23 protein-coding genes are annotated in these 24,118 nt (G+C 64.3%); 14 read left to right on the top strand and 9 right to left on the bottom strand.

From position 1 onward, the window contains the following. The first annotated feature begins 109 nt into the window (after positions 1-109). Positions 110-502, top strand: coding sequence for a carboxymuconolactone decarboxylase family protein (locus PQR42_RS33775; protein WP_115777533.1), 393 nt, complete (start codon positions 110-112; stop codon positions 500-502). Positions 503-523: 21 nt separating this feature from the next. On the opposite strand, the gene PQR42_RS33770 is transcribed toward PQR42_RS33775, so the two are convergent. From PQR42_RS33770 to PQR42_RS33755, 4 genes are all read right to left on the bottom strand, one after another. Beyond that, entirely contained in the window at positions 524-1,216 is a 693-nt protein-coding gene (locus PQR42_RS33770; protein ID WP_408218358.1) for an HAD family hydrolase, read from the bottom strand. A 106-nt stretch (positions 1,217-1,322) separates the two neighbouring features. Further along, positions 1,323-2,765 carry a cytochrome-c peroxidase gene (locus PQR42_RS33765; RefSeq protein WP_408389311.1) on the bottom strand — a complete coding sequence of 481 codons (1,443 nt, stop codon included), beginning with the start codon at positions 2,763-2,765 and terminating at the stop codon, positions 1,323-1,325. Positions 2,766-2,965: 200 nt separating this feature from the next. Then, on the bottom strand, positions 2,966-4,732 hold the full coding sequence (locus PQR42_RS33760; RefSeq protein ID WP_408389313.1) for a phospholipase C: 1,767 nt from the start codon (positions 4,730-4,732) through the stop codon (positions 2,966-2,968). A 181-nt stretch (positions 4,733-4,913) separates the two neighbouring features. Continuing rightward, positions 4,914-5,132 carry a hypothetical protein gene (locus PQR42_RS33755; RefSeq protein WP_408389315.1) on the bottom strand — a complete coding sequence of 73 codons (219 nt, stop codon included), beginning with the start codon at positions 5,130-5,132 and terminating at the stop codon, positions 4,914-4,916. A 34-nt stretch (positions 5,133-5,166) separates the two neighbouring features. Between PQR42_RS33755 and PQR42_RS33750 the strand changes: the two genes are divergently transcribed. From PQR42_RS33750 to PQR42_RS33725, 6 genes are all read left to right on the top strand, one after another. After that, on the top strand, positions 5,167-5,451 hold the full coding sequence (locus PQR42_RS33750; RefSeq protein WP_408218496.1) for a YXWGXW repeat-containing protein: 285 nt from the start codon (positions 5,167-5,169) through the stop codon (positions 5,449-5,451). 301 nt (positions 5,452-5,752) lie between these two features. Continuing rightward, entirely contained in the window at positions 5,753-6,355 is a 603-nt protein-coding gene (locus PQR42_RS33745) for an RNA polymerase sigma factor (RefSeq protein WP_408389452.1), read from the top strand. Then, a complete protein-coding gene (locus PQR42_RS33740) occupies positions 6,352-6,780 on the top strand; it encodes a hypothetical protein (RefSeq protein WP_408218368.1) in 429 nt (142 codons plus the stop codon). Before PQR42_RS33745 ends, PQR42_RS33740 begins: the two co-directional genes overlap by 4 nt. Continuing rightward, positions 6,777-7,307, top strand: a complete 531-nt coding sequence (locus PQR42_RS33735; RefSeq protein WP_408389317.1) for a periplasmic heavy metal sensor — start codon at positions 6,777-6,779, stop codon at positions 7,305-7,307. Before PQR42_RS33740 ends, PQR42_RS33735 begins: the two co-directional genes overlap by 4 nt. Before the next feature lie 73 nt (positions 7,308-7,380). Then, complete coding sequence (locus PQR42_RS33730; RefSeq protein ID WP_408389319.1) at positions 7,381-8,985, top strand: DUF1800 domain-containing protein; 1,605 nt, start codon at positions 7,381-7,383, stop codon at positions 8,983-8,985. A gap of 5 nt (positions 8,986-8,990) precedes the next feature. Beyond that, a complete protein-coding gene (locus PQR42_RS33725) occupies positions 8,991-10,139 on the top strand; it encodes a DUF1501 domain-containing protein (RefSeq protein ID WP_408218376.1) in 1,149 nt (382 codons plus the stop codon). Between the two features lie 39 nt (positions 10,140-10,178). Here the strand turns inward: PQR42_RS33725 and PQR42_RS33720 are convergent, their stop codons facing one another. Genes PQR42_RS33720 through PQR42_RS33710 form a run of 3 tightly spaced genes read right to left on the bottom strand, consistent with a single transcriptional unit; the run spans position 10,179 to position 13,433 of the window. Further along, complete coding sequence (locus PQR42_RS33720) at positions 10,179-11,423, bottom strand: MFS transporter (protein WP_408389321.1); 1,245 nt, start codon at positions 11,421-11,423, stop codon at positions 10,179-10,181. A 26-nt stretch (positions 11,424-11,449) separates the two neighbouring features. After that, positions 11,450-11,992, bottom strand: a complete 543-nt coding sequence (locus PQR42_RS33715) for a flavin reductase (RefSeq protein ID WP_408494759.1) — start codon at positions 11,990-11,992, stop codon at positions 11,450-11,452. A 49-nt stretch (positions 11,993-12,041) separates the two neighbouring features. Then, on the bottom strand, positions 12,042-13,433 hold the full coding sequence (locus PQR42_RS33710) for an LLM class flavin-dependent oxidoreductase (protein WP_408389326.1): 1,392 nt from the start codon (positions 13,431-13,433) through the stop codon (positions 12,042-12,044). A 248-nt stretch (positions 13,434-13,681) separates the two neighbouring features. Between PQR42_RS33710 and PQR42_RS33705 the strand changes: the two genes are divergently transcribed. Beyond that, positions 13,682-14,251, top strand: a complete 570-nt coding sequence (locus tag PQR42_RS33705; protein ID WP_408218384.1) for a helix-turn-helix domain-containing protein — start codon at positions 13,682-13,684, stop codon at positions 14,249-14,251. A gap of 139 nt (positions 14,252-14,390) precedes the next feature. On the opposite strand, the gene PQR42_RS33700 is transcribed toward PQR42_RS33705, so the two are convergent. Continuing rightward, complete coding sequence (locus PQR42_RS33700; RefSeq protein WP_408218500.1) at positions 14,391-14,753, bottom strand: BON domain-containing protein; 363 nt, start codon at positions 14,751-14,753, stop codon at positions 14,391-14,393. A 285-nt stretch (positions 14,754-15,038) separates the two neighbouring features. Further along, the gene (locus PQR42_RS33695; RefSeq protein WP_408218387.1) at positions 15,039-16,844 is read right to left on the bottom strand and encodes an acyl-CoA dehydrogenase; all 1,806 of its coding nucleotides are present in this window, start codon (positions 16,842-16,844) and stop codon (positions 15,039-15,041) included. Between the two features lie 269 nt (positions 16,845-17,113). On the opposite strand from PQR42_RS33695, the gene PQR42_RS33690 reads away from it, so the two are divergent. The 6 genes from PQR42_RS33690 to choW all read left to right on the top strand — a co-directional run bounded on the left by PQR42_RS33690 (position 17,114) and on the right by choW (position 24,115). After that, positions 17,114-17,887 carry an SDR family oxidoreductase gene (locus tag PQR42_RS33690; protein ID WP_408389328.1) on the top strand — a complete coding sequence of 258 codons (774 nt, stop codon included), beginning with the start codon at positions 17,114-17,116 and terminating at the stop codon, positions 17,885-17,887. Between the two features lie 86 nt (positions 17,888-17,973). Continuing rightward, positions 17,974-19,656 carry a long-chain fatty acid--CoA ligase gene (locus PQR42_RS33685; RefSeq protein ID WP_408389330.1) on the top strand — a complete coding sequence of 561 codons (1,683 nt, stop codon included), beginning with the start codon at positions 17,974-17,976 and terminating at the stop codon, positions 19,654-19,656. Between the two features lie 175 nt (positions 19,657-19,831). Further along, the gene (locus PQR42_RS33680) at positions 19,832-20,146 is read left to right on the top strand and encodes a hypothetical protein (protein WP_408218394.1); all 315 of its coding nucleotides are present in this window, start codon (positions 19,832-19,834) and stop codon (positions 20,144-20,146) included. Between the two features lie 251 nt (positions 20,147-20,397). Continuing rightward, on the top strand, positions 20,398-21,528 hold the full coding sequence (locus PQR42_RS33675; protein ID WP_408389332.1) for a VIT1/CCC1 transporter family protein: 1,131 nt from the start codon (positions 20,398-20,400) through the stop codon (positions 21,526-21,528). A gap of 513 nt (positions 21,529-22,041) precedes the next feature. Next, positions 22,042-23,220, top strand: coding sequence for a quaternary amine ABC transporter ATP-binding protein (locus PQR42_RS33670; protein WP_408389334.1), 1,179 nt, complete (start codon positions 22,042-22,044; stop codon positions 23,218-23,220). Then, positions 23,213-24,115, top strand: coding sequence for a choline ABC transporter permease subunit (choW, locus tag PQR42_RS33665; RefSeq protein ID WP_408179140.1), 903 nt, complete (start codon positions 23,213-23,215; stop codon positions 24,113-24,115). The genes PQR42_RS33670 and choW overlap by 8 nt, the downstream gene beginning before the upstream one ends. The last annotated feature ends 3 nt before the right edge of the window (positions 24,116-24,118 follow it).

Genomic DNA, 24,118 nt, shown 5'->3' with positions numbered 1-24,118 from the left:
ATGTCGTTATGAAGCTCGCTGAAAATCACGTCACAATAGACCGCTACCGTGAACCGTGCGCATGGCGCGCAGGGTTCGCCGAATCTCGTCAGCAAGGAAAGGAGAACGCATGAGCCAGCTCAAAGCCGTCGAATATTCCGCGGCGTCGCCGGAAGTCAAAGCCGTCTACGACGATATCAAGCAGACCCGTCAGGTCGACGACGTCAACAACTTCTGGAAGTACATCGCCCAGCATCCGCCGACACTGGCGCGCACGTGGGACAGTCTGAAGGACGTGATGGCGCCCGGCGCGCTCGATCCGCTGATCAAGGAGCTGCTCTACGTCGCGGTGAGCGTGACGAACAACTGCGGCTACTGCGTGGCGAGCCACACGGCGGCAGCGCGCCGCGCCGGCATGACCGACGAGATGTTCGGCGAATTGCTCGCGGTCGTGGGCATGGCCAACGAGACGAATCGGCTGGCCGTGGGATACCGCGTGCCTATCGATCCGGCCTTCGAGTAAAAGCCGCGGTCAGCGCGAAATTCAGTGCGATACGCCGCGCCATCCCGCCAGTAAGGCGGGCAACGCGCTCATGTCCCTGAACACATGCGTGGCCCCCGCGCCATGCAAGGCGGTGGCGCTGCTGTGGCCGAGTTCGATCGGGCAATAGCCGAACACCGTGGCGCCCGCAGCAACGCCCGCGGTCGCGCCTGTCACTGTGTCTTCGATCACCGCGCAACGGCGCGGGTCCACGCCCAGCGCCGCGGCCGCGGCCAGGTAGACGTCGGGAAAGGGCTTGCTGCGGGGCATTTCGTGGCCGCTGAAAATGCGTCCTTCGAAACAGTCGAGAATCCCTGCCTTGGCCAGTTGCATTTCCACCTTGATACGATCCGCGCCCGACGCGACCGCGATGCGCCCATTCAGCGCCGCATGAAGCGCGCGCACCGCATCCGGCGCGCCGGGAATCGCAACGAGTTCGAGGTCCAGCGCTGCATTGCGGCGCGCGCGAAACTGCATGAGCCAGTCTGTCGTGATCGCGACGCCGGTGCGCGCTTCGATCAGCGCGGCTTCGTCCCGGACGGCTTTGCCGACGAAAATACGCATCGTCTCTTCGACGCTCAAATGCCAGCCCAGCTCGCCGAGCATCTCGGTGAGCACGCGGTTGGTGATGGGTTCGGAGTCGACGAGCACGCCGTCGCAGTCGAAGAGTACGGCGTCGAAAGGGAAATCGGCCATCGGGCAGGGTACGGATAAAGTTCGCGGAACCGGCAAGGATACCTCACCGGCTCGCGCGCCGCAGCGCAAGGGCCGCGTGTGCGGCCTTTGCGTCAAGGCTGAAACCTCAGTTCTTGTACCCGTCGCTCAGCGTCTTCATGAACGCGATGATGTCCTGAATATCCTGATCGCTCATTGCCGGTTGATCGCCGAACTTACGGTCGAACGGTGCGTCGGCCACGTCCACGTTGGCATGGTACTGAGCCGGCAGATCGTTGTACTTCTGCACCTTGCCCGACGCATCGCGCGGATAGATTTTCTCCGGCGACGTATTGCGCAGGTTGTAGAAGTCCATCACCTGCTTGAGATCGTGATACACGCCGTTATGGAAAAACACCTTGCGTTCAGCCGCATTGCGCAGCGTCGGCGTGAGGAACATGCCGCAATACTGCGTCTGTTTGGCGAGGTCGTCGCGGAACGGTCCGCACACGCCCATATCGAAGAACTTCGGATCCTTGTTGGCGGGAATCGCCGGATTGCGCGGCACGCCGAGCGCTTCGTATTGCGTGTCGGTGAACACCGGCGGCAAGCCGTCCTTGCTCGGCTGGCTCAAATGGCAGCCGGCGCAGTTCGCCTTGTCCTTGTCGTTGAACAACTGCAAGCCGTGCAGCTCGGCATGCGTCAAGCGCGCCTTGCCTTCGAGCCAGTAGTCATACTTGCTGCTAAAAGTGTGGAACGACGGATCCTCGATCTGATAACGCCCAACGGCGAACATCGCCTCGGAAATCAACAGGCTCGGATTGGTGACGATGCCGGGTCCGAAGATCTGCTTGAATTGATCCAGATATCTGGTCGCCAGCAGCTTGTGAGCGACATCCTCCGGTGTTGCGTTGGCCATTTCCACCGGGTTGGTCAAAGGTCCGAGTGCCTGGTCCTGCAAAGTATCGACACGGCCGTCCCAGAACAGGCCGCCTTGCGGCACCATCGCCGGAGCGGCGGGCGCGGCGAGCGCCGTCTTTTGCGCGCGCTGCACGCCGACGGCTTGCGTCGCCAGTTGCGTCATATCCACCGGCACGTCGGTGTCGCCCTGATCCGGGCCGATGCTGAACGGCGCCTGACGGTACAGATACGTGAGCGACGGCGGCGGACGATAACCCGCCTGGTTCATATGCGCGCCACCGAGTTGCACCGGGAACGCGTTATCCGGCCCATACGAATGCTGCGGCGAGTGACACGACGCGCACGACTGCGTGCCGGACGCCGACAGACTCTGGTCGAAAAAAATCTGTTTGCCGAGCAGCGCCACGGCGCTCAGCGGCGCGCTCTGCGGACGCATCAACATCACCGGATGCGGATTCGCGCCGGTGATTTCCTCGACGATCTCGCCGACCGCGGACGGCGTGCGCTCCGGATACACGAGCGCGTACGCGCAGTAGACGATGAACGCGAGCACGATACCGGCCGCGCTCCACGCGAGCAGCCTGAGCCACGAGCGGCGGGTAATCACGGGGCCGGGCTCGCCGCCCGCTGGCAGATGCGAAGGCAGGACGGCGTCTGAAGGATGGTTCATGGCGGTGATGACAGGTAATTCGATCGGGTGCGATAAAAAGCAAAATCGAGCCAGCACGTTTGCACTGGCTCGACGCCCAACTACGACTTAGGGTGCGCGACGCTTTTCACTACGCGCCGCCGCGCGGCGTGAGGCACGAATACGACCCGTGCATCACGCAACGGCAAGCGGAGGAGAAGAGCGCTCGGCACGTCCGCGGATCAGCTCGCCGGTGCGGCTGCCAGCTTCGTACCCAGGTTCTGATCCAGGAACAGCGTCGGATTGTTGCCGGAGCCCGAGAAGTTGAACATGTTCATGATGCTGCCCGCCGTCGCGTCGAACGAGCCACCGCCCAGGCGTTGACCGCCCAGCCAGTTGTCCTCGATGAAGCGCACCACGGAGGCCTGGGTGATCGGCGTATCGTCGACGAAGTTGACCTTCGCCCACGGCGACACCACGATAAACGGCGTACGCGTACCCGGGCCGCAACGGCCGTTCACCGCGCCGCCGTTCACGCCCTGCGGCTGCACCGCGCCCGCTGCCGTGCACTGACCCACGCCGCTCAGGTTGTCGCTGCCTGCCACCGTCTTGCCGCCCGCGGACTGCGCCGTGGTCGAATCGAACGATGCGCTCGTCGGCGCCTTGAAGCGGTGGTCGTACCAGCCGTCCGAATCGTCGTAGGCGATGATCACAGCGGTGTTCTTCCAGTCAGGCTGCTGTTGCAGGAAGTTGATCACCTTCGTGACGAAAGCCTGTTCGTCGATCGGATCCGAGTTGCCCGGGTGGCCGTCACCGATCGCCGGCGCTTTCAGGAAGCTCACCGACGGATAGTTGCCCGCCTTCACCGCGGCGAAGAAGTCGTCGGTGTCGTACTGGTGGTGCACCGGCGTTGCCGTGTTGTCGAGCGGATCCGTGGAGCCGATCACCGCCGTCGACGACGGACGCGTATGCGCCAGGTTAGCCGTGCTCGCGTAATACTGGAACCACGCGTGATGCTGCACGTAGTCGGCCTTGGTCGCGTTCAGCACTTGCGAGAAGGTCGAGCGTGCGCAGCCGACCGTGCCGTTCGGGTTGACGGTCTGCAGGTTGAAGCCGCCCATGAAGCCGCCCCACGTCAGGCCCTTCGCGTTGAGCAGGTCGCCGATGTTCTTGTTATTCGACGACATCGCGCCGGTCGTCGTGCTCTTTGCCGCGATCGTGCAGACGTCGCCGGTCGGGTCGAGGTCGCCGATCATCGTGAAGCTGCCAGCCGAGTCAGGAATCGCATTGGCCGAGGTGCCGCCGGTGACGACGACGCCGTTGTTCTGGCCGGACACCACTTCGAGCGCACCCGGCGTCGACGGACCGTACGTGTCCGTGTACGCGTTCTGGTTCATCGCGAAGTTCTGCGCGTAGTTCCACAGGGCCGTGACCGTGTTGCCGTCGAAGTAGCCGAGCACCTGGCCCTTCGTGGCGAACGCGCCGGTGCTGCCGGCGATGGTCGAGCCGGCTGCCGTAAACAGCGGGAACGCGTCCATCGCGCCGTTGTTATACGCGAGCTCTTCGGCCGCGTAGGCGTGGTTCTGGCTCGACGTATTGGCTTGCGAGCGGTCCAGACGGAACGGCAGCAGATCGGCTACCGGCAGGCCGAGGCCGGCGATCGTCACGCTGCCCACCGTGCGGCCAGCCGTGTTCGGCGAGGTGGCCAGCGCGTTCGGGTTCGCCGTGATCAGGTTGTTGCTGCTGAGGTTGTTGACCGTCGGCGTGCCCGCGGCTGCGACGAATTGCGGTTCGCCGGTCGGGTTGGAAGCGTTCGGGTAGGTGCCGAAGTAGTGATCGAACGAAACGTTCTCGCCGAAGATCACCACGACGTGCTTGATCGGCGTGGCCGTGGCCACGGCGTCCTGAGCCGATACCACCGGCGCAGGCGTGCTCACGCTGTTGTTGCCGCAAGCTGCGAGCGCAAGCAGCGCCGCGAACGGGATGGGTAAGAGGGTTCTACGGAACATTGGACAGGCTCCAGATTCGACTTCGCCGTTCAGCGTTTGCATCAACGTAGGTGTGGATGTTCGCTGGGGATATTGTTAGAAATACAGCTAGTGCTAGTGGTCTTACCGCGACAAACTGCGCGCATTGGACCATTCGTTAATTAAGATTTCGGGGCGTGAACCTTACCGAAGCCCTCGTTTTTTATTCATTTGCATAACCTTTGCTGTCGTTCCGCTGACGCCGCATGGCAACGTGGAACCGGCTGCGGCGCTGTGCCTCGCGTTTCACCACGGTTTTTCCCGCATCCTTCTTCCCTTTCAATTTTTCACACAGCCCGCAGCGACGGATTTTTTCGGCTGCTGCGTTCAACAGGAAACGGAGCCGCTTTCCGGCTTCGGCTCTCATGGGAGAAACCAACATGACATCCACCAAACCGCTTCGCCTGCTCACCGCCATGCTGGCTGCGACGCTGACCTGCGCCGCCACGCTTACCGCCGCGCCGGCCTTCGCGCAGGCGGTGATCGTCGCGCCGATGGCGCCGCCGCCGCCGCGCGTCGAAGTGATGCCGGCGCCGCGTGCCGGTTACGCATGGGATCCGGGCCACTGGCGTTGGGCCCAAGGCCGTTATGTCTGGGTGGGCGGCCACTGGCAGGCGGTGCGCGTCGGTCATCGCTGGGTGCCGGGGCACTGGGTGGCGCGTGGTCCCAACTGGCGCTGGGTCGAAGGCCATTGGGCATGACCTGAGAGCGTCGCGACGCTCGATCTTGTTCGGCCCGCTGCGTTCTTCAACGAGGCAGACTGCTATGAAAACGCTCGTGATGATTCTGCTGGCGGTCATGCTCGCCGGCTGTGTGGTGTACCCGGCGCGGCCGGCCTACTATCGGCCGGCGGTCGTCGTATATTGATTGCGGCCGTGCATGGCAACGCGTGCCGTCTTCCGTCCCGCGCGCACTGTTCGAACCGGTGCGCGTGCAACCATCCGTGTGAGGTGTAGCCGGCATGAGAGGCATTGGAAGGCGTGACGTTCATCCCACGGCGCGATCCATGCGGCGCGACGCACTCGCGCTGAGGAGCGCCAGACCTTGAGCGAACGCGACCCCGACGCGGAACTGCTCGAACAGGTCGGCCGGCAAGATCCGGCCGCGGTCCGCTCGCTCGTCTCGCGCAAGCTGCCGCGTCTGCTCGCGCTCGCCACACGCATGCTGGGCGACCGCATGGAAGCGGAAGACGTGGCGCAGGAGGTGTTCGTGCGCATCTGGAAACAGGCGTCACGCTGGCGGGAAGGCGAGGCGAAGTTCGACACGTGGGTCCATCGCGTCGCGCTCAATCTCTGCTATGACCGGCTGCGCGGCCGGCGCGAGGAGCCGCGCGAAGAGATGCCCGAGGAGATCGATCCCGCCGCGCTCCCCGAGGCCACTCTCGAAGCGCGTGCAGAGGCCCAGCGGGTTCGCGATGCACTCGCCGCGTTGCCGGCACGCCAGCGCGAGGCGTTGGTACTCAACTACTACCAGGAGATGTCGAACATCGACGCCGCGGCCCTGATGGGCATCAGCGTCGATGCGTTGGAAAGTCTGCTGGCACGCGCGCGCCGCAATCTGCGCGCTCAACTGGCCGGCAGCGGCCTTAGCAAGGACAAGTCATGACGCCCGAAAGATTTCAGCAGATCGTCGAGGCTTACGGCGCCGAGCCGCGCCGCTGGCCGCAACAGGATCGCGCGGCGGCGCAGGCGTGGGCGCAGTCGCATCGCGCCGAAGCCGATGCGCTGTTGGCGGAGGCGGCCGGCGTCGATACATGGCTTGCCGCCGACAAGGTCGAACCGCCGGACGCGGCCCTGCTCAAGCGTGTGCTCGACAGCGCGCCTGTGCGACAACCGGTGGCGCCGCGGCGGCGCTTGTGGTGGTCCGGCGCGGCGGTCGCGGGCGTTGGACTGCTGGGCGGCGTGGCCGGCGCTTTCGCCGTGTCGTTCTTCGTGCTGACGGGAACGGGACCGCAGGCGCCGCAAGCGCATGAGTCGTCTTATTTAACTTCGAGCTTCGGTGGTTCGTCCGCCGATTGGAGCGACGAATGAACGGCCGGTCGTGGAAAATCGTGCTGGCGGCCTCGCTGGTGCTGAATGTGTTTCTGGTAGGCGCGATCGTCGGAGGGGCTTATCAATGGTTTGCCGCGCGCGGCGCGACGGCGCCCGTGCTGGCGCAACAGCGCGCGCTGCGCTTCGCTGCGGAAACGCTTTCCGCTGAGCGGCAGAAAGCCTTTGTCGATGGCTTGAAAGACGCGCGCCGCGACGGCCGGCAATATGCCCGCGAAGGCCGCGACGGGCGTCGCGAAGTGTTGCGTCTGCTGGTGGCGCCGCAGTTCGATCGCGCCGCGCTCGACGCCGCGCTTGCGCGCACGCGCGAAGCCGACAGCCATCTGCGCGCGCAGGTGGAAGGCAGTGTGGCGGACTTCGCGGCGAGCTTGTCGCCCGAGGAGCGGGTTCGATTCGCCGACAGCCTGAAAGTGCGCGGGCAATGGCGTGAACCTGCGCCGGCGGCGAATGAGAACAACCCGGCGAAGAAACCGGCGAATCAGGCATCGAGCGAATCTTCGGGCGAGTGAAAAAACCGCAGCAGCCGCGACGGATTTTCGCCTGGCGGCCGTTCAAGGAGTATCCACAGCCGAAGAGGATGGTATGGCCAACTCACCGAACCTGAACACCGCGGCGATTGCGCTGAACCGCTTCGGCCTGGGCGCGCGTGCCGACGACACGCCGCCCGCCGACCCGAAAGCCTGGCTGCTCGCGCAATTCGAGCAGTACCAGGCGCGGCCGGCTGCGTGGGCGAGCCAGCCCGACTCGGTGACGCTCTCCACCGAGCTGGTGCAGCAGCGCATGCAGTTCAATCAGCAGGCTCGCCAGAATGCGGGCGAGGGCGCGGCGGCTCGCTCCGCGAACGCGCAGAACATGGCAAGGCTCGATGGGCAAGCCAGCGGGCAAGACATGACAAAGCCTGACGCGCAAACCAGCGCTCAGGCGAACGCGCAAACAAACACTCAGACCGACACACAAAGCCCGCCGCAAGCGAACGCGCAAACTGCCAGGCAAGCCGAACGAAAAGCGATTCGCGGCGAAATACTCGACATGTACCGCTCATCGGTCAATGCACGGGTGACAAGCGCATTGACCACACAGACGCCGTTCGTCGAGCGGCTGGTGCATTTCTGGGCCAACCATTTCGCGGTCTCCACCGAAAAGCCCGGCGTCGCGGCGCTGGCCGGTTCGTTCGAGGCCGAGGCGATTCGCCCGCACGTGCTGGGTCGCTTTGAAGACATGCTGGTGGCCGTCGAGCGTCATCCGGCCATGCAGCTGTTTCTCGATCAGACGCGCTCCGTGGGACCGGACAGCATGGCGGCCATGCGCGCCGCGCAGCGCAATCCCGAGCGCAAGCGCGGGCTGAACGAAAACCTCGCGCGCGAAATCATGGAACTGCACACGCTCGGCGTGCGCAGCGGCTACAACCAGGACGACGTCACCGAATTCGCCCGCGCGCTGACCGGCTGGAGCGTCGCGGGCAATCCGGCGAACGCCGGCAATGCCGGCAGCGCGGGCCGGCTGGCCATGCAGCAGAACGCCGCGCCGGGCACCTTCGTGTTTCGCGCCGCCCTGCACGAACCCGGTTCGCGGACCATCATGGGTCGTCGCTACGATCAACCTGGCGTTGAGCAGGCGCTCGCGATTCTGCACGACCTCGCGAGCGCGCCGGCGACCGCGCAGCATATTGGCGGCAAGCTAGCCCGTCATTTCGTCGCCGATAATCCGACGCCCGGCGTGAGCGAGCATCTGGCCGGCGCATTCGAGCGCAGCGGCGGCGATCTGCCGACCGTCTACCGCGCCTTGATCGACCTGCCGCAAGCGTGGTCGCCTACCGCCGTGAAGTTCAAGACGCCGTGGGAGTGGACCATTTCCTCGATGCGCGGACTCGGCTGGCAGGACCTCGGCAAGCTGCAGACGGCGCCCATTCTCACGCAACTCGGCCAGCCGGTGTGGCGTCCGGGCTCGCCCGCCGGCTACGACGACATCGCCGCGAGCTGGGCCGCGCCCGACGCGCTCGTGCGCCGGGTCGAAGTAGCGCAGCGTTTCGCGTCGCAGGTCGGCGACCGGCTCGATGCGCGCGCACTCGGCCAGACCTTGCTCGCCGGTTCGCTCAGTGCGCCGACGGCCACGGCGGTATCGCGTGCCGAAAGCGCGTCCACCGCGATCGCGTTGTTACTGGTCTCGCCGGATTTTCAACGGAGATGAATGCCATGCTGTCACGCCGCAAGTTTCTGAGCGTCGCCGCTGCCGGTGCGGGCGCGATGCTGGTGTCGCCGCGGATCGCGTTCGCGAGCGTCGCCACCGAGAACCGTTTCGTGTTCGTGATCCAGCGCGGCGCCGCCGACGGTCTGAACATCGTCGTGCCCTACGCCGAACCCGCCTACGCCACACTGCGCGGCGCGCTCGCCATCGACACCTCGAACGCGCCACGCCTGAACGGCACCTTCGCGCTGCATCCCGCGCTGGTGCAGACCGCCGCGCTGTATGCGAACCATCAGGCGCTGTTCGTGCACGCGGTGGCGTCGCCGTATCGCGACCGTTCGCACTTCGACGGACAGAACGTGCTCGAGACCGGCGGCACGTCGCCGTATCAGATGAAAGACGGCTGGCTGAACCGGCTCGTCGCGCAGTTGCCCGCCACGCGCGAGAACGCGATTGCCTTCGCGCCGACCGTGCCGATGGCGTTGCGCGGCCCGGCGGCGGTGACCTCGTATGCGCCCTCGGCGCTGCCGCAAGCGCCCGACGATCTGCTCACGCGGGTCTCGCAGCTCTACGACCAGGACGCGCAGTTGCGCCCGCTGTGGGAGTCGGCGATGACCGCGCGCGGCCTCGCGGGTGATGCCAGCGCGCGTCAGGATCCGGCGAGTCTCGGCAAGCTCGCCGCCAGTTTCCTGTCACGCGAGAACGGTCCACGGATCGCGATGATCGAAACCGGCGGCTGGGACACGCACAGCGCGCAGAACGCGCGCCTCGCCAATCAGTTGAAGGCGCTCGACACGATGCTCGCGTCATTGCGCGACGGCATGGGCCCGTTGTGGAGCAAGACCATCGTGCTGGTCGCCACGGAGTTCGGCAGAACCGCCGCCGCCAACGGCACGGGCGGCACCGATCACGGCACGGGTTCGGTCGCGATGGTGCTGGGCGGCTCGGTGCAGGGCGGACGTGTGATCGCCGATTGGCCAGGCCTCGCGCCGCACGACCTTTACGAAGCACGCGACCTCAAACCGACCACCTCGCTCGATGCGTTGATTGCCGGCACCGCGAGCGAAAGCTTCGGGCTCGATCCGCAGCGCACGGCGTCCGCGCTGTTTGGCCAGACGTCGGCGGGGCGGCCGTTGAGCGGTATCGTGCGCGCGTAGTTGGGGGCGAACGGACTTGAGCCTAAGCGGCCCAAGGCGCTAGCGTCGCCCACCCGCAAGCCGTCGCGCATCCGGCAAACGCCGCAAACGCGCCATCGCGATGCAGCCGAGAATCGGCCCGATCGCGAGCATGCTGAAGGCGCCGCGCCAACCCGCCAACGCGACGACGTCCGGCACCAGATGGATGCTCACCAGCGTCAACAGAAAACCCGCGCAGGTCTGCGCGGTCAACAAGGTCCCGATCGACGCCGGTTCGGCGAGCTCAGCAATGCTCGCCGAGAACTGCGCGGAATCGGCGATCACCGAAATCCCCCAGCACAGCGCCACGCAGCCGACCAGCCAGACCGGCGCGCCGAGCAACCAACCCATTAGGGCGGCGCACGCGCCGCTCACGGCCATCGCGCCGATCGTCACCGTCGTGCGGCCGAGCCGGTCCGCCAATACGCCGCCGAGCCATGCGCCGAGCGCGCCCGCCGCGACCGCGCCGAAGGTCAGCCATTCGGCCGCCGCGCGCGGCTCTCGCATGCCGGCCGCCGCAAAGCTCGCTTGCAGGAACACGGCGAGCCACGCCCACATCGCGTACAACTCCCACATGTGACCGAGATAACCGAGGTTCGCGAGCCGCAACGCGGGGTTACGCCAGGCGCCCGCCAACGCGGACCATTCGATGCGCGTCGCGCGCGCCATGTTCGGGCCGACGCCGCACAGCAGAATCGCGACGCCCGCCAGCAGCGCGCAGCATGCCGAGATGCCATAGATCGCGCGCCAGCTCGAACCGCCGAGCGCCGCCAGCAGATGCGGACTCGCCGAGCCGAAAGTCAGCGCGCCGACCAGCAGACCGATCAACAGGCCCAGGTCGCCTTTTGCCCAGGTCGCCGCGAGGCGCATGCCGACCGGATAGACGCCTGCCATGCAGATGCCCGTCAACAGCCGCAGCAGGATCGCGAGCGGACTCGCCGGCGCGAGGAACACGAGACACGCGGTGGCCACGCCCGCCGTCAGCGCGCTGGCCATGAAGAGCCGCCGTGGATCGTAGCGGTCGGCGAGGGAGAGCAGGGCGCTCGTCACGGTGCCGGCCACGAACCCGGCCTGTACGGCGCTCGTGAGCAAAGTCGCCTGCAAGGCAGACAGATTCTCTGCCTGCCTGACGATCGCAACTACGGCCGACGATGAAAACCACACGCTCATCGCGCCCACCTGGCAGAGCAGCAGAATCACGAGCGAACGCGTCTTGCCGGCCATCGCGCGGCTCGATCGATGCGGGCTTGCCGAGGCCTCTTTCATGCGTGTCTTGTGCCGTGCATCCTGCGTTAGTCGGCCGATTCAGCGGCGAGCGCGCCGGTTTCGGCCGTGTGCGTGGCATGCACGGAGCGCGCGCCGACCCGGTGATAGCGGCGGCCGAAGTAGATCAGCGCATCGCCGGCGACGTGCGTATGCGCGGCTTTCACGGCGCAAAAGAACACCGTGTGCGTGCCGACTTCGGTGACCGATTCGATCTCGCAGTCCAGCGAGGCGAGCGCGCCGTGCAGGACCGGTGCGCCTGTCGCAAGGGTATCCCATTGCGCGGCGGCAAAGCGTTCCGCCATCGGCAGCGTGCTGGTGGCGAAGTGCGCGGCGAGCGTCTGCTGTTCCGCGCTCAACACGTTGGCGCAGAGTTTGCCATTGGCGCGAAAAGCGGCGTTGTTGCGGCTGCTGCGATTGATGCAGACGAGTAGCGTGGGCGGCTCGTCCGTCACGCCGCAGACCGCCGATGCGGTGCAGCCGGCCAGACCCGCCGCGCCGTCGCTCGTGATGATGTTGACGGCGGCGCCGAGGCCGGCCATCGCGTCGCGGAAGGTGCGCTTGTCAAGCATGGGAGCCTCTGCGGAAAAATCGCCGCGCCGTTGCGAGACGGCGTGATTGCTAAGCATTGCCTGGAACCGAGGCAGCGGCACAAGCGGGCGAGCGGAACTTCGCAGCCGTGTGGCTGGAAGGCAAACGTGCATGCCCGAAGAGTTTTTCGCGCAACGTGCCCTCGCGATACGCTCGCTTGTAAGCGCCACATTCCTGCAGAATCGGCACGACGTGCTCGATGAAATCCTCGAAGCATTCCGGCGCGACTGTGCGCGATAGATTGAAGCCGTCCACGCCCGCTTCCTCGGTCCACGCGATCAGCTCGCTCGCCACCCGTTCGGCCGAGCCGACGAGCGGCGCCTGGCGGCTGCCCAGCATCATCTGTTCGAGCAGCTTGCGTTTGGTCCATTGCGGACCCGCCGCGCGCGTCATGGCTTCGACGTTCGATACGATGGCCTGGCTCTTGCCGGTTTCGATCGGCTCGTCGAGGTCGTAGCGCGCGAAGTCGATACCGAGCGACGCCGCCGCATGCACGAGCGCCGCCTCGGAACTGACATAACGGCGGTACTCCGCGTACTTCTCCTGCGCCTCGCTGTCCGTGCGTCCGGTGATGACGGTTTGCCCGAGCAACACCTTGATGTCGTCCGCGTGGCGGCCACCCGCAACGGCATGCGCGCGAATATCGTCGACGATCGCTTTCACGGCCGGCCTCGCCTGACCGTTGACGAACACGCACTCGGCGTGCGCCGCGGCGAACCGTTTGCCGCGCGCCGACGAACCCGCCTGATACAGCACCGGCGTACGCTGCGGCGACGGCTCGCTCAAGTGCATGGCGTCCACCCGATACTGCTTGCCGTGATGATGGATCACATGGACTTTCGACGCGTCCGCATACACGCCCTGGACTTTGTCGCGCAGCACCGCGCCGTCTTCCCAACTGCATTCCCACAGTTTGTAGACCAGTTCCATGTATTCGTCGGCGAGGTCGTAGCGGTCGTCGTGCGCCATCTGCCCGGTCAGGCCGATCGCGCGCGACGCGCTGTCCAGGTAGCCGGTGACGATGTTCCAGCCGACCCGGCCGCGCGTCAGATGATCGAGCGTCGACATGCGCCGCGCGAACAGATACGGCTGCTCGACCGTGAGATTGGACGTGACGCCGAACGACAGATGCCGCGTCATCGCGGCCATGGCCGGAATCAGCAGCGTCGGGTCGTTGACCGGCACCTGCACGGCGCCGCGCAGGGCGGCGTCGGGGTTGCCGCCGTAGACGTCGTAGACGCCGGCCACATCGGCGAAAAAGATGCCGTCGAACAGGCCCGCTTCGAGCGTGCGGGCGTAGTCGGTCCAATACTGCAGATCCGTATAGCGCGTGGACTGATCGCGCGGATGGGTCCACATGCCTTGCTGGATGTGGCCGACGCAGTTCATGTCAAAAGCGTTGAGAACGATTTCCTTCGGCATGGTGTCTTCCGGCTGGGGTGGACGAATGCTTGCTGCGTTCGAGTCGCGTGGGGTCGTGCAGGCTGCGCTTGCGGCATACCGCGCGATCTTTCGTTTAATATAGTGGACGAAAAATCACTATGCAAGACATTGATTTCGGCCTTTAATGGGCGGCGAGGCGGACGCGGGGCGTCAGCGTCCAGGCCCACACTGCCTCGATATAATTTGCGGTGCCCACTTTCCTCACTCTCCAACTCGCCGATCTTTCCATGTCCGAATCCGCTGCCATCGATCTGACCCAGGCGATCTCCTCGCGCGTGAAGACCGAACGCGAGGCGCGCAACTGGTCGCTGAGCGAGCTGGCGGAGCGCTCGGGTGTGTCGAAGGCGATGATCAGCAAGATCGAACGAGGCGAGGCGAGTCCCACGGCGACGGTGCTGGGGCGTCTGTCAGGCGCGTTCGGGCTGACCTTGTCGACCTTGCTGGCGCTCGCCGAGCAGACCGGCGAGCGGCTCGTGCGGCATGCGGAACAAGCGGTCTGGCAAGACCCGGAGACCGGCTACACGCGCCGGCGCATCTCGCCACCCACGGGCGGCGTGCTGGAATTGCTCGAGATCGAGTTGCCGCCGGGCGTGAAAGTACCGTATCCGCCGGATGCTTTCGTGTTCCAGCATCAGCAGATCTGGGTGACGCTTGGCGTGTTGACCTTCCGGGAAGGCAAGCAGGTTTATCGGCTGGAAGCAGGGGATTGTCTGCAGCTTGGCGCGCCGCTCGAATGCGAGTTCTTCAATGCGGGCGAAGACGTGTGCCGTTACGTGGTCGGCCTCGTTCGACGATAAGCGCTTCCATGTGCCTTTCAATGAGCGCTTCAATAAACGGTTCAAATACCAGGACGACAGGCAACGCCTCACGCTCGCAATCGAGCGACGAGCGGCGTTGCCTGTCGTCACCGGCAAGTCACCGGGTGAAAGCGGGCGCTTAACCTCCGCCGCCGCCCTGCGTGCCGATCGTGAGCTTATTGTTCACCGACTTCACGCCGGCCACACCTTTCGCCACTTCCTCCGCCTGCGGAATCTGCGCGCCGTCGGGCACCGATCCCGTGATCGTCACCGCACCGCCACGGGCCCGGACGAACACGTTCGACACGTCAAAACCCTGCGCTCTCGATAGAGCCTTGCGCACTTGCAGACCCAGCGCGCGGTCCGTCTTCTTCACCGTTTTGGCACTGGGCGCCGCCATATCGCCGGACGCCATCGCGTCGCTCGCCTGGGCATAGGCGCTGGACGCAGTTGCCACACACAATGCGATGCCGAGCGCCTTCAAAAGATTGACTGTTTTCACGTTTTCTCCATCCTCGAAAAGTTGATGTCGCTTCGTTGCATGCAAAAAACCACGCGCTTGCGAGCACTTTTCCGCCCACGAGGAGCACCCTGTCTTGTAGAAGAGTGATGCCGCGAGGCTCCCGGCGCGCTTAAACAATACTCCAGCCGAAGCGCTCATGCTGGAAAAACTGGCCGGAATGCCGCATTGGCAGCCGTTCCGGCAATCATTGCGACGACTTCCGTTGCGTGCTTGTGACGAGGATGTTCCACATATCGGGCTGCGAGCCCGTTGATACCCGAGCGCCTAGAACCATTGTGGCGCCATGCTGAGCGTGGTGTCGTCAAGACTGCGCAACGTGGCGAGCATCAAGGCGACGCGCGGCAGTTCCCAGCGGAAGAACCATTGGCATGCATGCAGCTTGCCGCGATAAAAGTCCGCGTCCGCTTCGCTATGCGAGGCGGGTAGCGCGGTGCTCGCGACGAGCGCCTGGCGCAACCACGTCCACGCAATCACGATGTGGCCGAATGCTTCGAGAAACGCGTTTGCATTGGCGAGCGCGCGTTCGCTGTCATGGGCCAGCGTGGGCAGCAACGCTTCGACTGTGGCAGTCACATCGGTCCATGCTTCGCCGAGCGCATCGGCATGCGCATGCAATGCCGGGCGTTCGCGCGCCGCATCGATCGTGTGCTGGATTTCACGCGCCAGTTGTTTGAGCGCGGCGCCCTGTTTCATCGTCACCTTGCGGCCGAGCAGATCGATGGCCTGAATGCCGTGCGTGCCTTCGTGAATCATGTTCAGCCGATTGTCGCGATAGAACTGCTCGACCGGATATTCACGCGTATAGCCGTAGCCGCCGTGAATCTGGATCGCAAGGCTATTCGCTTCGAGACACCATTGGGACGGCCAGGATTTCACCACCGGCGTCAGCAGATCGAGCAGCAGGCCTGCTTCGGCACGCGCGGCTTCGTTCTCGCCGGTGTTCTGTTCGTCGACGAGACGTGCCGCGTACAGGCACAACGCGTAAGCACCTTCCACATAGGCTTTTTGTGCGAGCAGCATGCGGCGCACGTCGGCGTGTTCGATCAGCCGCAATTGCGGATCGAGCGGATTCTTGTTGTCGGGGCGGCGTCCTTGCGGCCGTTCGCGCGCGTAATCGAGCGACGCCAGATAGCCGCGATAGCCGAGCATGACCGCGCCGAGACCGACGCCGATGCGCGCCTCGTTCATCATGTGGAACATGTACGCGAGACCGTGATGCGGCTCGCCTACCAGTTCGCCGATGCATTCACCGTGTTCGCCGAACGACAGCATGGTCGATGTGGTGCCGCGCCAGCCCATCTTGTGAATCAGTCCCGCGAGCGCGACGTCGTTGCGCGCGCCGAGGCTGCCGTCGTCGTTGACATGAAACTTCGGCACGGTGAAGAGCGAAATGCCCTTGACGCCCGGCGGCCCGCCGGGAATGCGCGCCAGCACCAGATGAACGATGTTCTCGCTCAACTCGTGATCGCCGCCTGAAATGAAAATCTTGTTGCCGCGAATCGAATAGGTGCCGTCCGCATTGGGCGTGGCGCTCGTGACGAGGTCGGACAGGCTCGAGCCCGCCTGCGGCTCCGTCAACGCCATGGTGCCGAATGCGCGGCCTTCGAATAGCGCTTGCAGATACTTGCGTTTTTGCGCGGCGCTGCCGAAGCGCTCGATCACGTTCGCGTTCGCCGTGGTCAGCATGGCGTACGACGCGGTGGCAATGTTCGCACTCTTGAAGAGCGACAGGCACGCAAACGAAATCACCGACGGCAACTGCATGCCGCCCCATTCGTAGTCCTTGCCCGCGGCGAGAAAGCCGGTGGCGCGCATCGCGTCGAGTGCGTCCTTCACCTCGGCGGGCAGGGTGACCCGTTGACCGTCGAACTGCGGTTCGTGTTCGTCCGAGAGACGGTTGTGCGTCGCGAACTTTTCCACGGCGACCGCATGCGCGGTTTCGAGCGCGGCGTTGAAGGTCTCGCGACTGTGATCGGCGTGACGTACGCGGCGTGTGAGCGTCTCTGCCTCGAGCACTTCGAACAGCTGAAACTCGAGGTCGCGTGAGTTGATGATCAGCGCATCTTGCATGAGAGAAGACCCGTGAAAAGTAAGCCGCTATGCGGAACAGCTACGTAAGACACGCGTAAAAAACGCCCTCGAACGTATCGGCACGGCGCGGTTGAAAAGCGCGGTATTCGGGTAATTCCCGATGCTCCGCCACGCGATGCTGCGTGCCAGTTTATAACGAAAGTGAATGATCGTGCTTTTATTTACAGGCTGAATTTCGGCACGTATGATGGGGCGCAAAACGCGGCATACCGATCTGCATGGCAGAACAAATCTGGAGGAGCGACGCAATGTCTGTGAAGGACCTGTTTCAACTGGACGGCAAGGTTGCACTCATCACCGGCGGCTCGCGCGGACTCGGTCTGCAAATGGCCGAGGCGCTTGGCGAAATGGGCTGCCGTGTGGCCATCACCGCGCGCAAGGCCGACGAACTCGCCGAGGCGAAAACGCATCTGCAACAGCTTGGCATCGAGGTGCAAACGGTGGTCAACGACCTGCAGCGCTTCGAAGGTATCCCCGGCCTCGTGGATGAAGTGCTGGGGCTGCATGGCCGCATCGATATTCTCGTCAACAACGCGGGCGCGACATGGGGCGCGCCCGCCGAAGACTATCCCGACGAAGCGTGGCACAAGGTCATGAACCTGAACGTCAACGCGCCGTTCTTTCTCGCTCGCGAAGTGGGCAAACGCAGCATGATTCCGCGGCGCGCGGGCAAGATCGTCAATATCGCTTCGGTGGCGGGCTTGAAGGGTTCGCCGCCCGGCATGAACACGATTGCATACAACACGTCCAAGGCCGCGGCGATCAATTTCACGCGGGCGCTTGCTGCGGAATGGGGCAAGTACAACATCAACGTCAACGCGATTTGCCCGGGCTTTTTCCCGTCGAAGATGTCGGCGGGTCTGCTCGGCAAACTCGAAGACACGATCGTCTCGCGCACGCCGTTGCAGCGTCTGGGTGGCGACGAAGATCTCAAAGGTCCGATCGTGTTTCTCGCGAGCGAGGCGTCGCGTCATATCACCGGCCAGGAATTCGCGGTGGACGGCGGCGCGATCATCGTCTGAGCGTCACGCTGGTCAGACGTGGCGATGTGAACGAAACGCGCGGCAGGAACGAAGCGCGCACCGACAGTAAAAAGCAGGAGACGCTGATGAACGAACGCCATCACCCGCATTGGCCGCCGCAAGTGCCGGTCCATTTGACGCTGCCCGAGACCAATCTTTTCTATAACGCCGAAGTCGCGGCGGCGCGCTATCCTCACAAGCCGTTCATCATCTTCTACGGCACGGCGATCACGTTTGCCGAATTCAAGGACGAAACCGAACGGATCGCGGGCTTTCTGCAGCAGGAGTGCCAGGTCAAGGCAGGCGACCGCGTGCTGCTGTATATGCAGAACAGTCCGCAATGGATCATCGCTTACTACGGCATCCTGCGGGCGAACGCGATAGTGGTGCCGGTCAATCCGATGAACATGACCGCCGAGCTGACGCATTACGTGGAGGACAGCGGTGCGACCACGATCATCGCGCCGCAATGCCTGTTCGCGAACGTCGAGCCGTTGATCGGCGGCGGGTCTGGCAAGGGCCTCGAGCACGCCATCGTGGCGACTTATAGCGATTATCTGAAGCAGGCATCGCCGATTCCCGTGCCTGAATTCGTCGCCGCGCCGCGCAAGACGTTCGCGATTCCCGGCGTCACGCCCTGGCAGGAAGTGCTCGAACGGCGCATTGCGCCAGGGCCGCTCACCACCGGTCCCGACGATCTGTGCGTGATGCCCTATACGTCCGGCACCACCGGCAAGCCGAAGGGCTGCATGCATACGCACCGCAGCGTGATGAGCACGGCGCTCGGCGGCTGCGTCTGGTTCTCGTCGCCGCCGGACGGCGTTTATCTATCGGTATTGCCGCTCTTTCATGTGACCGGCATGCAGGGCGGCATGAATAGCGCGGTCTTTTCCGGCGCGACGATCGTGCTGTTGCCGCGTTGGGATCGCGAGGCCGCCGCGCTATGCATGCAGAAATATCGCGTCACCGCATGGCAGTCCATCTCGACGATGATGGTCGATTTCCTCTCGAACCCGAAGCTCGGCGAATACGATCTGTCGAGCCTCACGGGCACGCGCGGCGGCGGCGCGGCGATGCCGGACGCGATTGCCAGAAAGCTCAAGGCGCTGACCGGGCTTGATTATGTGGAGGGCTACGGCATGACGGAGACGATTGCCGGCACGCACATCAATCCGCCGCATCGCCCGAAACCGCAGTGCCTGGGCATTCCCGTGTTCGACGTCGACTCGCGCGTGATCGATCCGGTCTCGCTGCAGGAGCTGCCGCAAGGCGAAACCGGTGAGATCGTCACCCATGGGCCGCAAGTCATGCAGGGCTACTGGGGCAATCCGAAGGCGACGGCCGAAGCGTTCATCGAACTCGACGGCAAGCGGTTTCTGCGAACCGGCGATCTTGGCCATATCGACGAAGACGGCTATTTCTTCATGACCGATCGTCTCAAACGTATGATCAACGCGTCCGGTTACAAGGTGTGGCCGGCTGAAGTGGAGGCGCTGATGTACCGGCATCCGGCGATTCACGAGGTCTGCGTGATCGGCGTGAAGGACGAAAAGCGCGGCGAGACCGTGAAGGCGCTGGTGGTGCCCGATGCGGCGCATGCAGGCACGATTACTGCACAGGAGATCATCGACTGGGCGCATGAGCAGATGGCCTCGTACAAGGCCCCGCGCATCGTCGAGTTCGTGGCGTCGCTGCCGAAGTCGGGCAGCGGCAAGATCTTGTGGCGGAAATTGCAGGAGGAGGATGCGGCGCGCGCGGCTGGCTCTTGAGATTCGTCTGCTTGATGCACACCCACTCGCGGCGCTGAAAATACTCTTTTGATGGTTTGCCTGTAAGCTTTGAGCGCGAGTCCGCACTGAGTGTCGTGCGCGGCTCGCGGTGATGAACAAAAGACTCGCAGACAAGCTTGAATGCTATTGCCAACTTTCGAGAGGGGAATTGAAAATGAAGAGCTTTGCCATTAAACAGATCATGCTCGGACTTGCCGTCACCGCCATGGTGGCCGGCAGCATTCCGCTCGCCGCGGCTCAAGGCGCGAGCGACGCCGCCATGACGGCTGCGCCCGACACGGCGAGCAGTGCGAAACCGACCAAAGCGGAGCGTAAAGCGGCCCGCAAGCAAGCGCGCGCGAAGAAGAATGCCGAGTTGAAGAAGCTCGAAGATGCAGGCTACCAGCCGGCCCAGAACGACCCGAACTATCCGGACAAACTGCAGAAAGCGCAGAAGAAAGCCGGCATCGGAGCAGGCGCGAGCCAGTAGTAATCGCGCAGGCAGCCGCGCGGCGGGACTGAGCGTCGCGCGGCTGCCGGTACGGATCGCGTCCGGCACATGGGGCAATGCGCTAGTCCGGCCTTAGGCCGCGCAAGCTGTTTCTCACGAGCATCCACATCTCGAATGGTGATGAGAAGCGTTGGCGTTCTCGCTCACGACGCGCTTTAGGGCTTTGCTGTTTTCCGTATCTGAATCGATTACGCTTTGATGCTGTGGACTCGATATACGGGCACAGCACCATGGCATCCAGACGCGAAGTAAAACGATACAAAGCCAATCTCTCCGATGAACTGCACAGCGCCGCGCTATACGAAACCCTCGCCAAGGTCGAGAAAGACGGCACGCGCCAGCAGGTCTACAGCGAGCTCGCCAGGTCCGAGCGCGATCATGCGCAAGTCTGGGCCGACAAGCTGAGAGCCAACGGACTTCATCCGAAGGGCACCGGCCAGGCCGTCAAAACGCGTTTGATGAAAGGACTGGTCCGCGTGTTCGGCGCGGCTTTCGTGCTGCCCACGCTGGCGGCCGCGGAGTACGCCGATCGCAACAAATACCAGGGGCAGCCGGACGCGGGCCGTATGTCGGCTGACGAGCATCATCACGCCGCGATGGTCCAGGCGCTGGCTCATGGCGGCGGCGATGCGAGCCTGTCGCCAGGCGCGCGGATCGCGGCAGCCGAGTCGTGGCACAAGGGCGCGGGTGCGGGCAACGACTTGCGCGCCGCCGTGCTCGGGGCCAACGACGGCCTCGTCTCGAACTTCTGCCTGATCATGGGCGTGGCCGGCGCGGGAACCGGCAACAAGGCGATTTTGTTGACGGGGCTGGCGGGGCTCATCGCCGGCGCGTGTTCGATGGCGCTGGGCGAATGGCTCTCGGTGACCAATGCCCGCGAGCTGGCCAGCACCCAGATTGAGAAAGAGGCGCAAGAGCTGGAGGAGTCGCCGGAAGCCGAAGAGCACGAACTTGCGCTGATCTATCGCGCCAAGGGTCTCGACGCGGGCGAGGCCAAACGGGTCGCGTCGCAAATGATGCGCGACAAAAGCAAGGCGCTCGACACGCTGACTCGCGAAGAGCTTGGACTCGATCCCGCGGAGTTGGGCGGCAATCCGTGGTCCGCCGCGGGCGTGTCGTTTTGCCTTTTCTCGGCGGGCGCGATTTTTCCGGTGATGCCGTTTTTATGGACGCATGGGTACAGCGCGATCGTGCAGTGCGTGGTGCTCAGCATGCTGGCGCTCGCGTCGATCGGCGTGTTCACGTCGCTTTTCAATGGACGCAGCGCCGGGTTCTCCGCGTTGCGGCAGGTCGTGATCGGGCTGGTCGCGGCTGCGTTCACGTTCGGGGTGGGGCGGTTGCTGGGTGTGTCGGTGTCGTGAACGCCGTCTCGGCGGGCACGTCTCACCGTCGAGCGGGGCGAACCATGGCTTTTTGAACGGAGGTTCCTGGCGCTTCTGCTTGCTGCACTGCGCAAACCGTGCCCGCCGACCCCGCCGATCTGCATTTTTTTGCCGCGCATCGCCTCCACTTGCTCTGGCGCGACACGCCTCAAAGCTCCCGCAACACCCGCCAAACCCTTACCCCACAAGGCTCCAGCCCCCAGCGGCCGGCGTGCCCAAAAAACGGGTGTCGCATTTCCACATGTGCCTGTCGCAAATAGTCGGCTAGCCATACTTTTTTCTGGCAACTATGTATGCACAGCGCGGACGGACGTCCGCCACTGCAGCAACTATCTTGCATGGGAGCGGAGTCAGGGCTAAAGCGCTAACTCCGGCCGATGCGGTGCATGGGACCGGAGTAAGTGCTTTGCATGGGATCGGAGTAACGCGCTAAAGCGCGAACTCCGATCGACAGCTAAAGCGCTAACTCCGGTCGACATAGGAGAGCATTCAATGAATTCCCCCAAGGTCGTGGTCGAAGGGCTGTGCAAGGTGTTCGGCACCAACCCGAAACAGGCGATCGGCATGCTGGCAGGCGGCGCGACGAAAGAGGAAGTATTCGCGCGCACCGGTCAGATTGTCGGCGTCCACAACGTATCGTTCGAAGTCAAGGAAGGCGAGATCTTCGTGCTGATGGGCCTGTCCGGCTCCGGCAAGTCGACGCTGATCCGCCTGATCAACCGGCTGGTCGAACCGACGGCCGGCAAGGTGCTGATCGACGGCCGCGACGTGGCCAGCGTGCCGCGCTCCGAACTGACGGCGCTGCGCCGCAAGGACATGAGCATGGTGTTCCAGTCCTTCGCGCTGATGCCGCAGCGCACCGTGCTGTCCAACGCGGCGTTCGGCCTCGAAGTGGCGGGCGTGGGCCGCAAGGAGCGCGAAAAGCGCGCGATGGCCGTGCTCGAGCAGGTCGGCCTCGCACCGTTCGCGGAGAAGCTGCCCGCGCAACTGTCCGGCGGCATGCAGCAGCGCGTGGGTCTCGCGCGGGCGCTGGCGGTCAATCCGTCCCTGATGATCATGGACGAGGCGTTCTCCGCGCTCGATCCGCTCAAGCGCAAGGAGATGCAGAACGTGCTGCTCGACCTGCAACGCGAACAGCAGCGCACCATCCTGTTCGTGTCGCACGATCTGGAAGAGGCGATGCGCATCGGCACACGCATCGCGATCATGGAAGGCGGCCGGGTCGTGCAGGTCGGCACGCCGCAGCAGATCATCACCAACCCCGCCGACGATTACGTGCGCGCGTTCTTCGAAGGCATCGACACCAGCCGTTATCTGACCGCCGGCGATCTGATGCAGACCGACGCCGTGCCGCTCATGCAGCACTCGCCGCAGATCGATGCGTCGAGCGTGGCCGCCACGCTCAACGGCAGCGCCGACTACGCGTTCGTGCTTGACGGCGAACGCAGGATTCGCGGCTTCGTGTGCCGCGACGCGATGGGCAGCGCCTCGCCGCAACTCAATCAGATCGAATGCATCCGCCGCACCACGCCGCTTGACGACGTCGTCGAACTCGTGGTGGCGAGCCGCGCGCCGCTGCCAGTTGTCGAAGCCGACGGTTCCTACTGTGGTTCGGTCAACAAGACGAACGTGCTGAACGTTCTCACGCGCCATCGGAGTTCCCATGTCTGAAGTCATTCCACTTGGCGCCTGGGTCGATCACGGCGTTCATTACCTGCTCGACCACGACGCAAAAACTTTCGATTCGATCGGCAAGGTGATCGAGAGCTTTGCCGCGGTGATCGAACACGGCTTGCAAGCGGTGCCGATGTGGGCGCTGATGGCGTTCTTCGTCGGCATCGGCCTGTGGCGGGTGGGCTGGCGTTTCGCGCTGTTCACGCTGCTGGCCATGCTGCTGATCTACGGCACCGGGTTCTGGGATCAGATGGTGATCACGCTCGGCCTGACGCTGTCGTCCACATTGATCAGCCTGCTGCTGGGCGTGCCGCTCGGCATCTGGACCGCGAAGAGCCGCACCGTCGAGATGATCGTGCGTCCCGTGCTGGACCTGATGCAGACCATGCCGGCCTTCGTCTACCTGATTCCGGCCGCGATGCTGTTCGGCCTCGGCCGCGTGCCGGGGATTCTCTCTACCGTGATTTTCGCCATGCCGCCGGCGGTGCGTCTCACGTCGCTCGGCATCAAGCACGTGAACCGGGAAATCGTCGAAGCGGGGCAGGCGTTCGGCTGCACGCCGTGGCAATTGCTCTACAAGGTACAGTTTCCGAACGCGCTGCCGTCGATCATGACCGGCGTGAACCAGACCATCATGATGGCGCTCTCCATGGTGATCATCGCGTCGATGGTGGGCGCGGGCGGTCTCGGCAACGACGTGTTGGCCAGTATCCAGCGGCTCGATATCGGGCTCGGCTTCGAAAGCGGACTTTCCGTGGTGATGCTCGCGATCATTCTGGACCGCATCACGGAAAGCTTCGGCCGTTCGCCGGGCATGGCGCGCGCGCCGCTGCTGTCGGGCTTGCGCAGCGTCATGAAAGTGCGCCGCGAGCCGGCCGCGCAACACGGCTGAGCC

The organism is Paraburkholderia sediminicola (assembly GCF_046027355.1).
Classification (GTDB): domain Bacteria; phylum Pseudomonadota; class Gammaproteobacteria; order Burkholderiales; family Burkholderiaceae; genus Paraburkholderia; species Paraburkholderia sediminicola_B.
The sequence above is the reverse complement of the archived record's forward strand: the minus strand, read 5'-3'. Positions and strand labels throughout refer to the sequence as shown.

Excerpts from the sequence above, each read along its gene's own strand:
- PQR42_RS33775 (WP_115777533.1), top strand. The coding sequence starts at position 110 with ATGAGCCAGCTCAAAGCCGTCGAATATTCCGCGGCGTCGCCGGAAGTC.
- PQR42_RS33770 (WP_408218358.1), bottom strand. The coding sequence starts at position 1,216 with ATGGCCGATTTCCCTTTCGACGCCGTACTCTTCGACTGCGACGGCGTG.
- PQR42_RS33765 (WP_408389311.1), bottom strand. The coding sequence starts at position 2,765 with ATGAACCATCCTTCAGACGCCGTCCTGCCTTCGCATCTGCCAGCGGGC.
- PQR42_RS33760 (WP_408389313.1), bottom strand. The coding sequence starts at position 4,732 with ATGTTCCGTAGAACCCTCTTACCCATCCCGTTCGCGGCGCTGCTTGCG.
- PQR42_RS33755 (WP_408389315.1), bottom strand. The coding sequence starts at position 5,132 with ATGTTGGTTTCTCCCATGAGAGCCGAAGCCGGAAAGCGGCTCCGTTTC.
- PQR42_RS33750 (WP_408218496.1), top strand. The coding sequence starts at position 5,167 with ATGCTGGCTGCGACGCTGACCTGCGCCGCCACGCTTACCGCCGCGCCG.
- PQR42_RS33740 (WP_408218368.1), top strand. The coding sequence starts at position 6,352 with ATGACGCCCGAAAGATTTCAGCAGATCGTCGAGGCTTACGGCGCCGAG.
- PQR42_RS33735 (WP_408389317.1), top strand. The coding sequence starts at position 6,777 with ATGAACGGCCGGTCGTGGAAAATCGTGCTGGCGGCCTCGCTGGTGCTG.
- PQR42_RS33730 (WP_408389319.1), top strand. The coding sequence starts at position 7,381 with ATGGCCAACTCACCGAACCTGAACACCGCGGCGATTGCGCTGAACCGC.
- PQR42_RS33725 (WP_408218376.1), top strand. The coding sequence starts at position 8,991 with ATGCTGTCACGCCGCAAGTTTCTGAGCGTCGCCGCTGCCGGTGCGGGC.
- PQR42_RS33720 (WP_408389321.1), bottom strand. The coding sequence starts at position 11,423 with ATGAAAGAGGCCTCGGCAAGCCCGCATCGATCGAGCCGCGCGATGGCC.
- PQR42_RS33715 (WP_408494759.1), bottom strand. The coding sequence starts at position 11,992 with ATGCTTGACAAGCGCACCTTCCGCGACGCGATGGCCGGCCTCGGCGCC.
- PQR42_RS33710 (WP_408389326.1), bottom strand. The coding sequence starts at position 13,433 with ATGCCGAAGGAAATCGTTCTCAACGCTTTTGACATGAACTGCGTCGGC.
- PQR42_RS33705 (WP_408218384.1), top strand. The coding sequence starts at position 13,682 with ATGTCCGAATCCGCTGCCATCGATCTGACCCAGGCGATCTCCTCGCGC.
- PQR42_RS33695 (WP_408218387.1), bottom strand. The coding sequence starts at position 16,844 with ATGCAAGATGCGCTGATCATCAACTCACGCGACCTCGAGTTTCAGCTG.
- PQR42_RS33690 (WP_408389328.1), top strand. The coding sequence starts at position 17,114 with ATGTCTGTGAAGGACCTGTTTCAACTGGACGGCAAGGTTGCACTCATC.
- PQR42_RS33685 (WP_408389330.1), top strand. The coding sequence starts at position 17,974 with ATGAACGAACGCCATCACCCGCATTGGCCGCCGCAAGTGCCGGTCCAT.
- PQR42_RS33680 (WP_408218394.1), top strand. The coding sequence starts at position 19,832 with ATGAAGAGCTTTGCCATTAAACAGATCATGCTCGGACTTGCCGTCACC.
- PQR42_RS33675 (WP_408389332.1), top strand. The coding sequence starts at position 20,398 with ATGGCATCCAGACGCGAAGTAAAACGATACAAAGCCAATCTCTCCGAT.
- PQR42_RS33670 (WP_408389334.1), top strand. The coding sequence starts at position 22,042 with ATGAATTCCCCCAAGGTCGTGGTCGAAGGGCTGTGCAAGGTGTTCGGC.
- choW (WP_408179140.1), top strand. The coding sequence starts at position 23,213 with ATGTCTGAAGTCATTCCACTTGGCGCCTGGGTCGATCACGGCGTTCAT.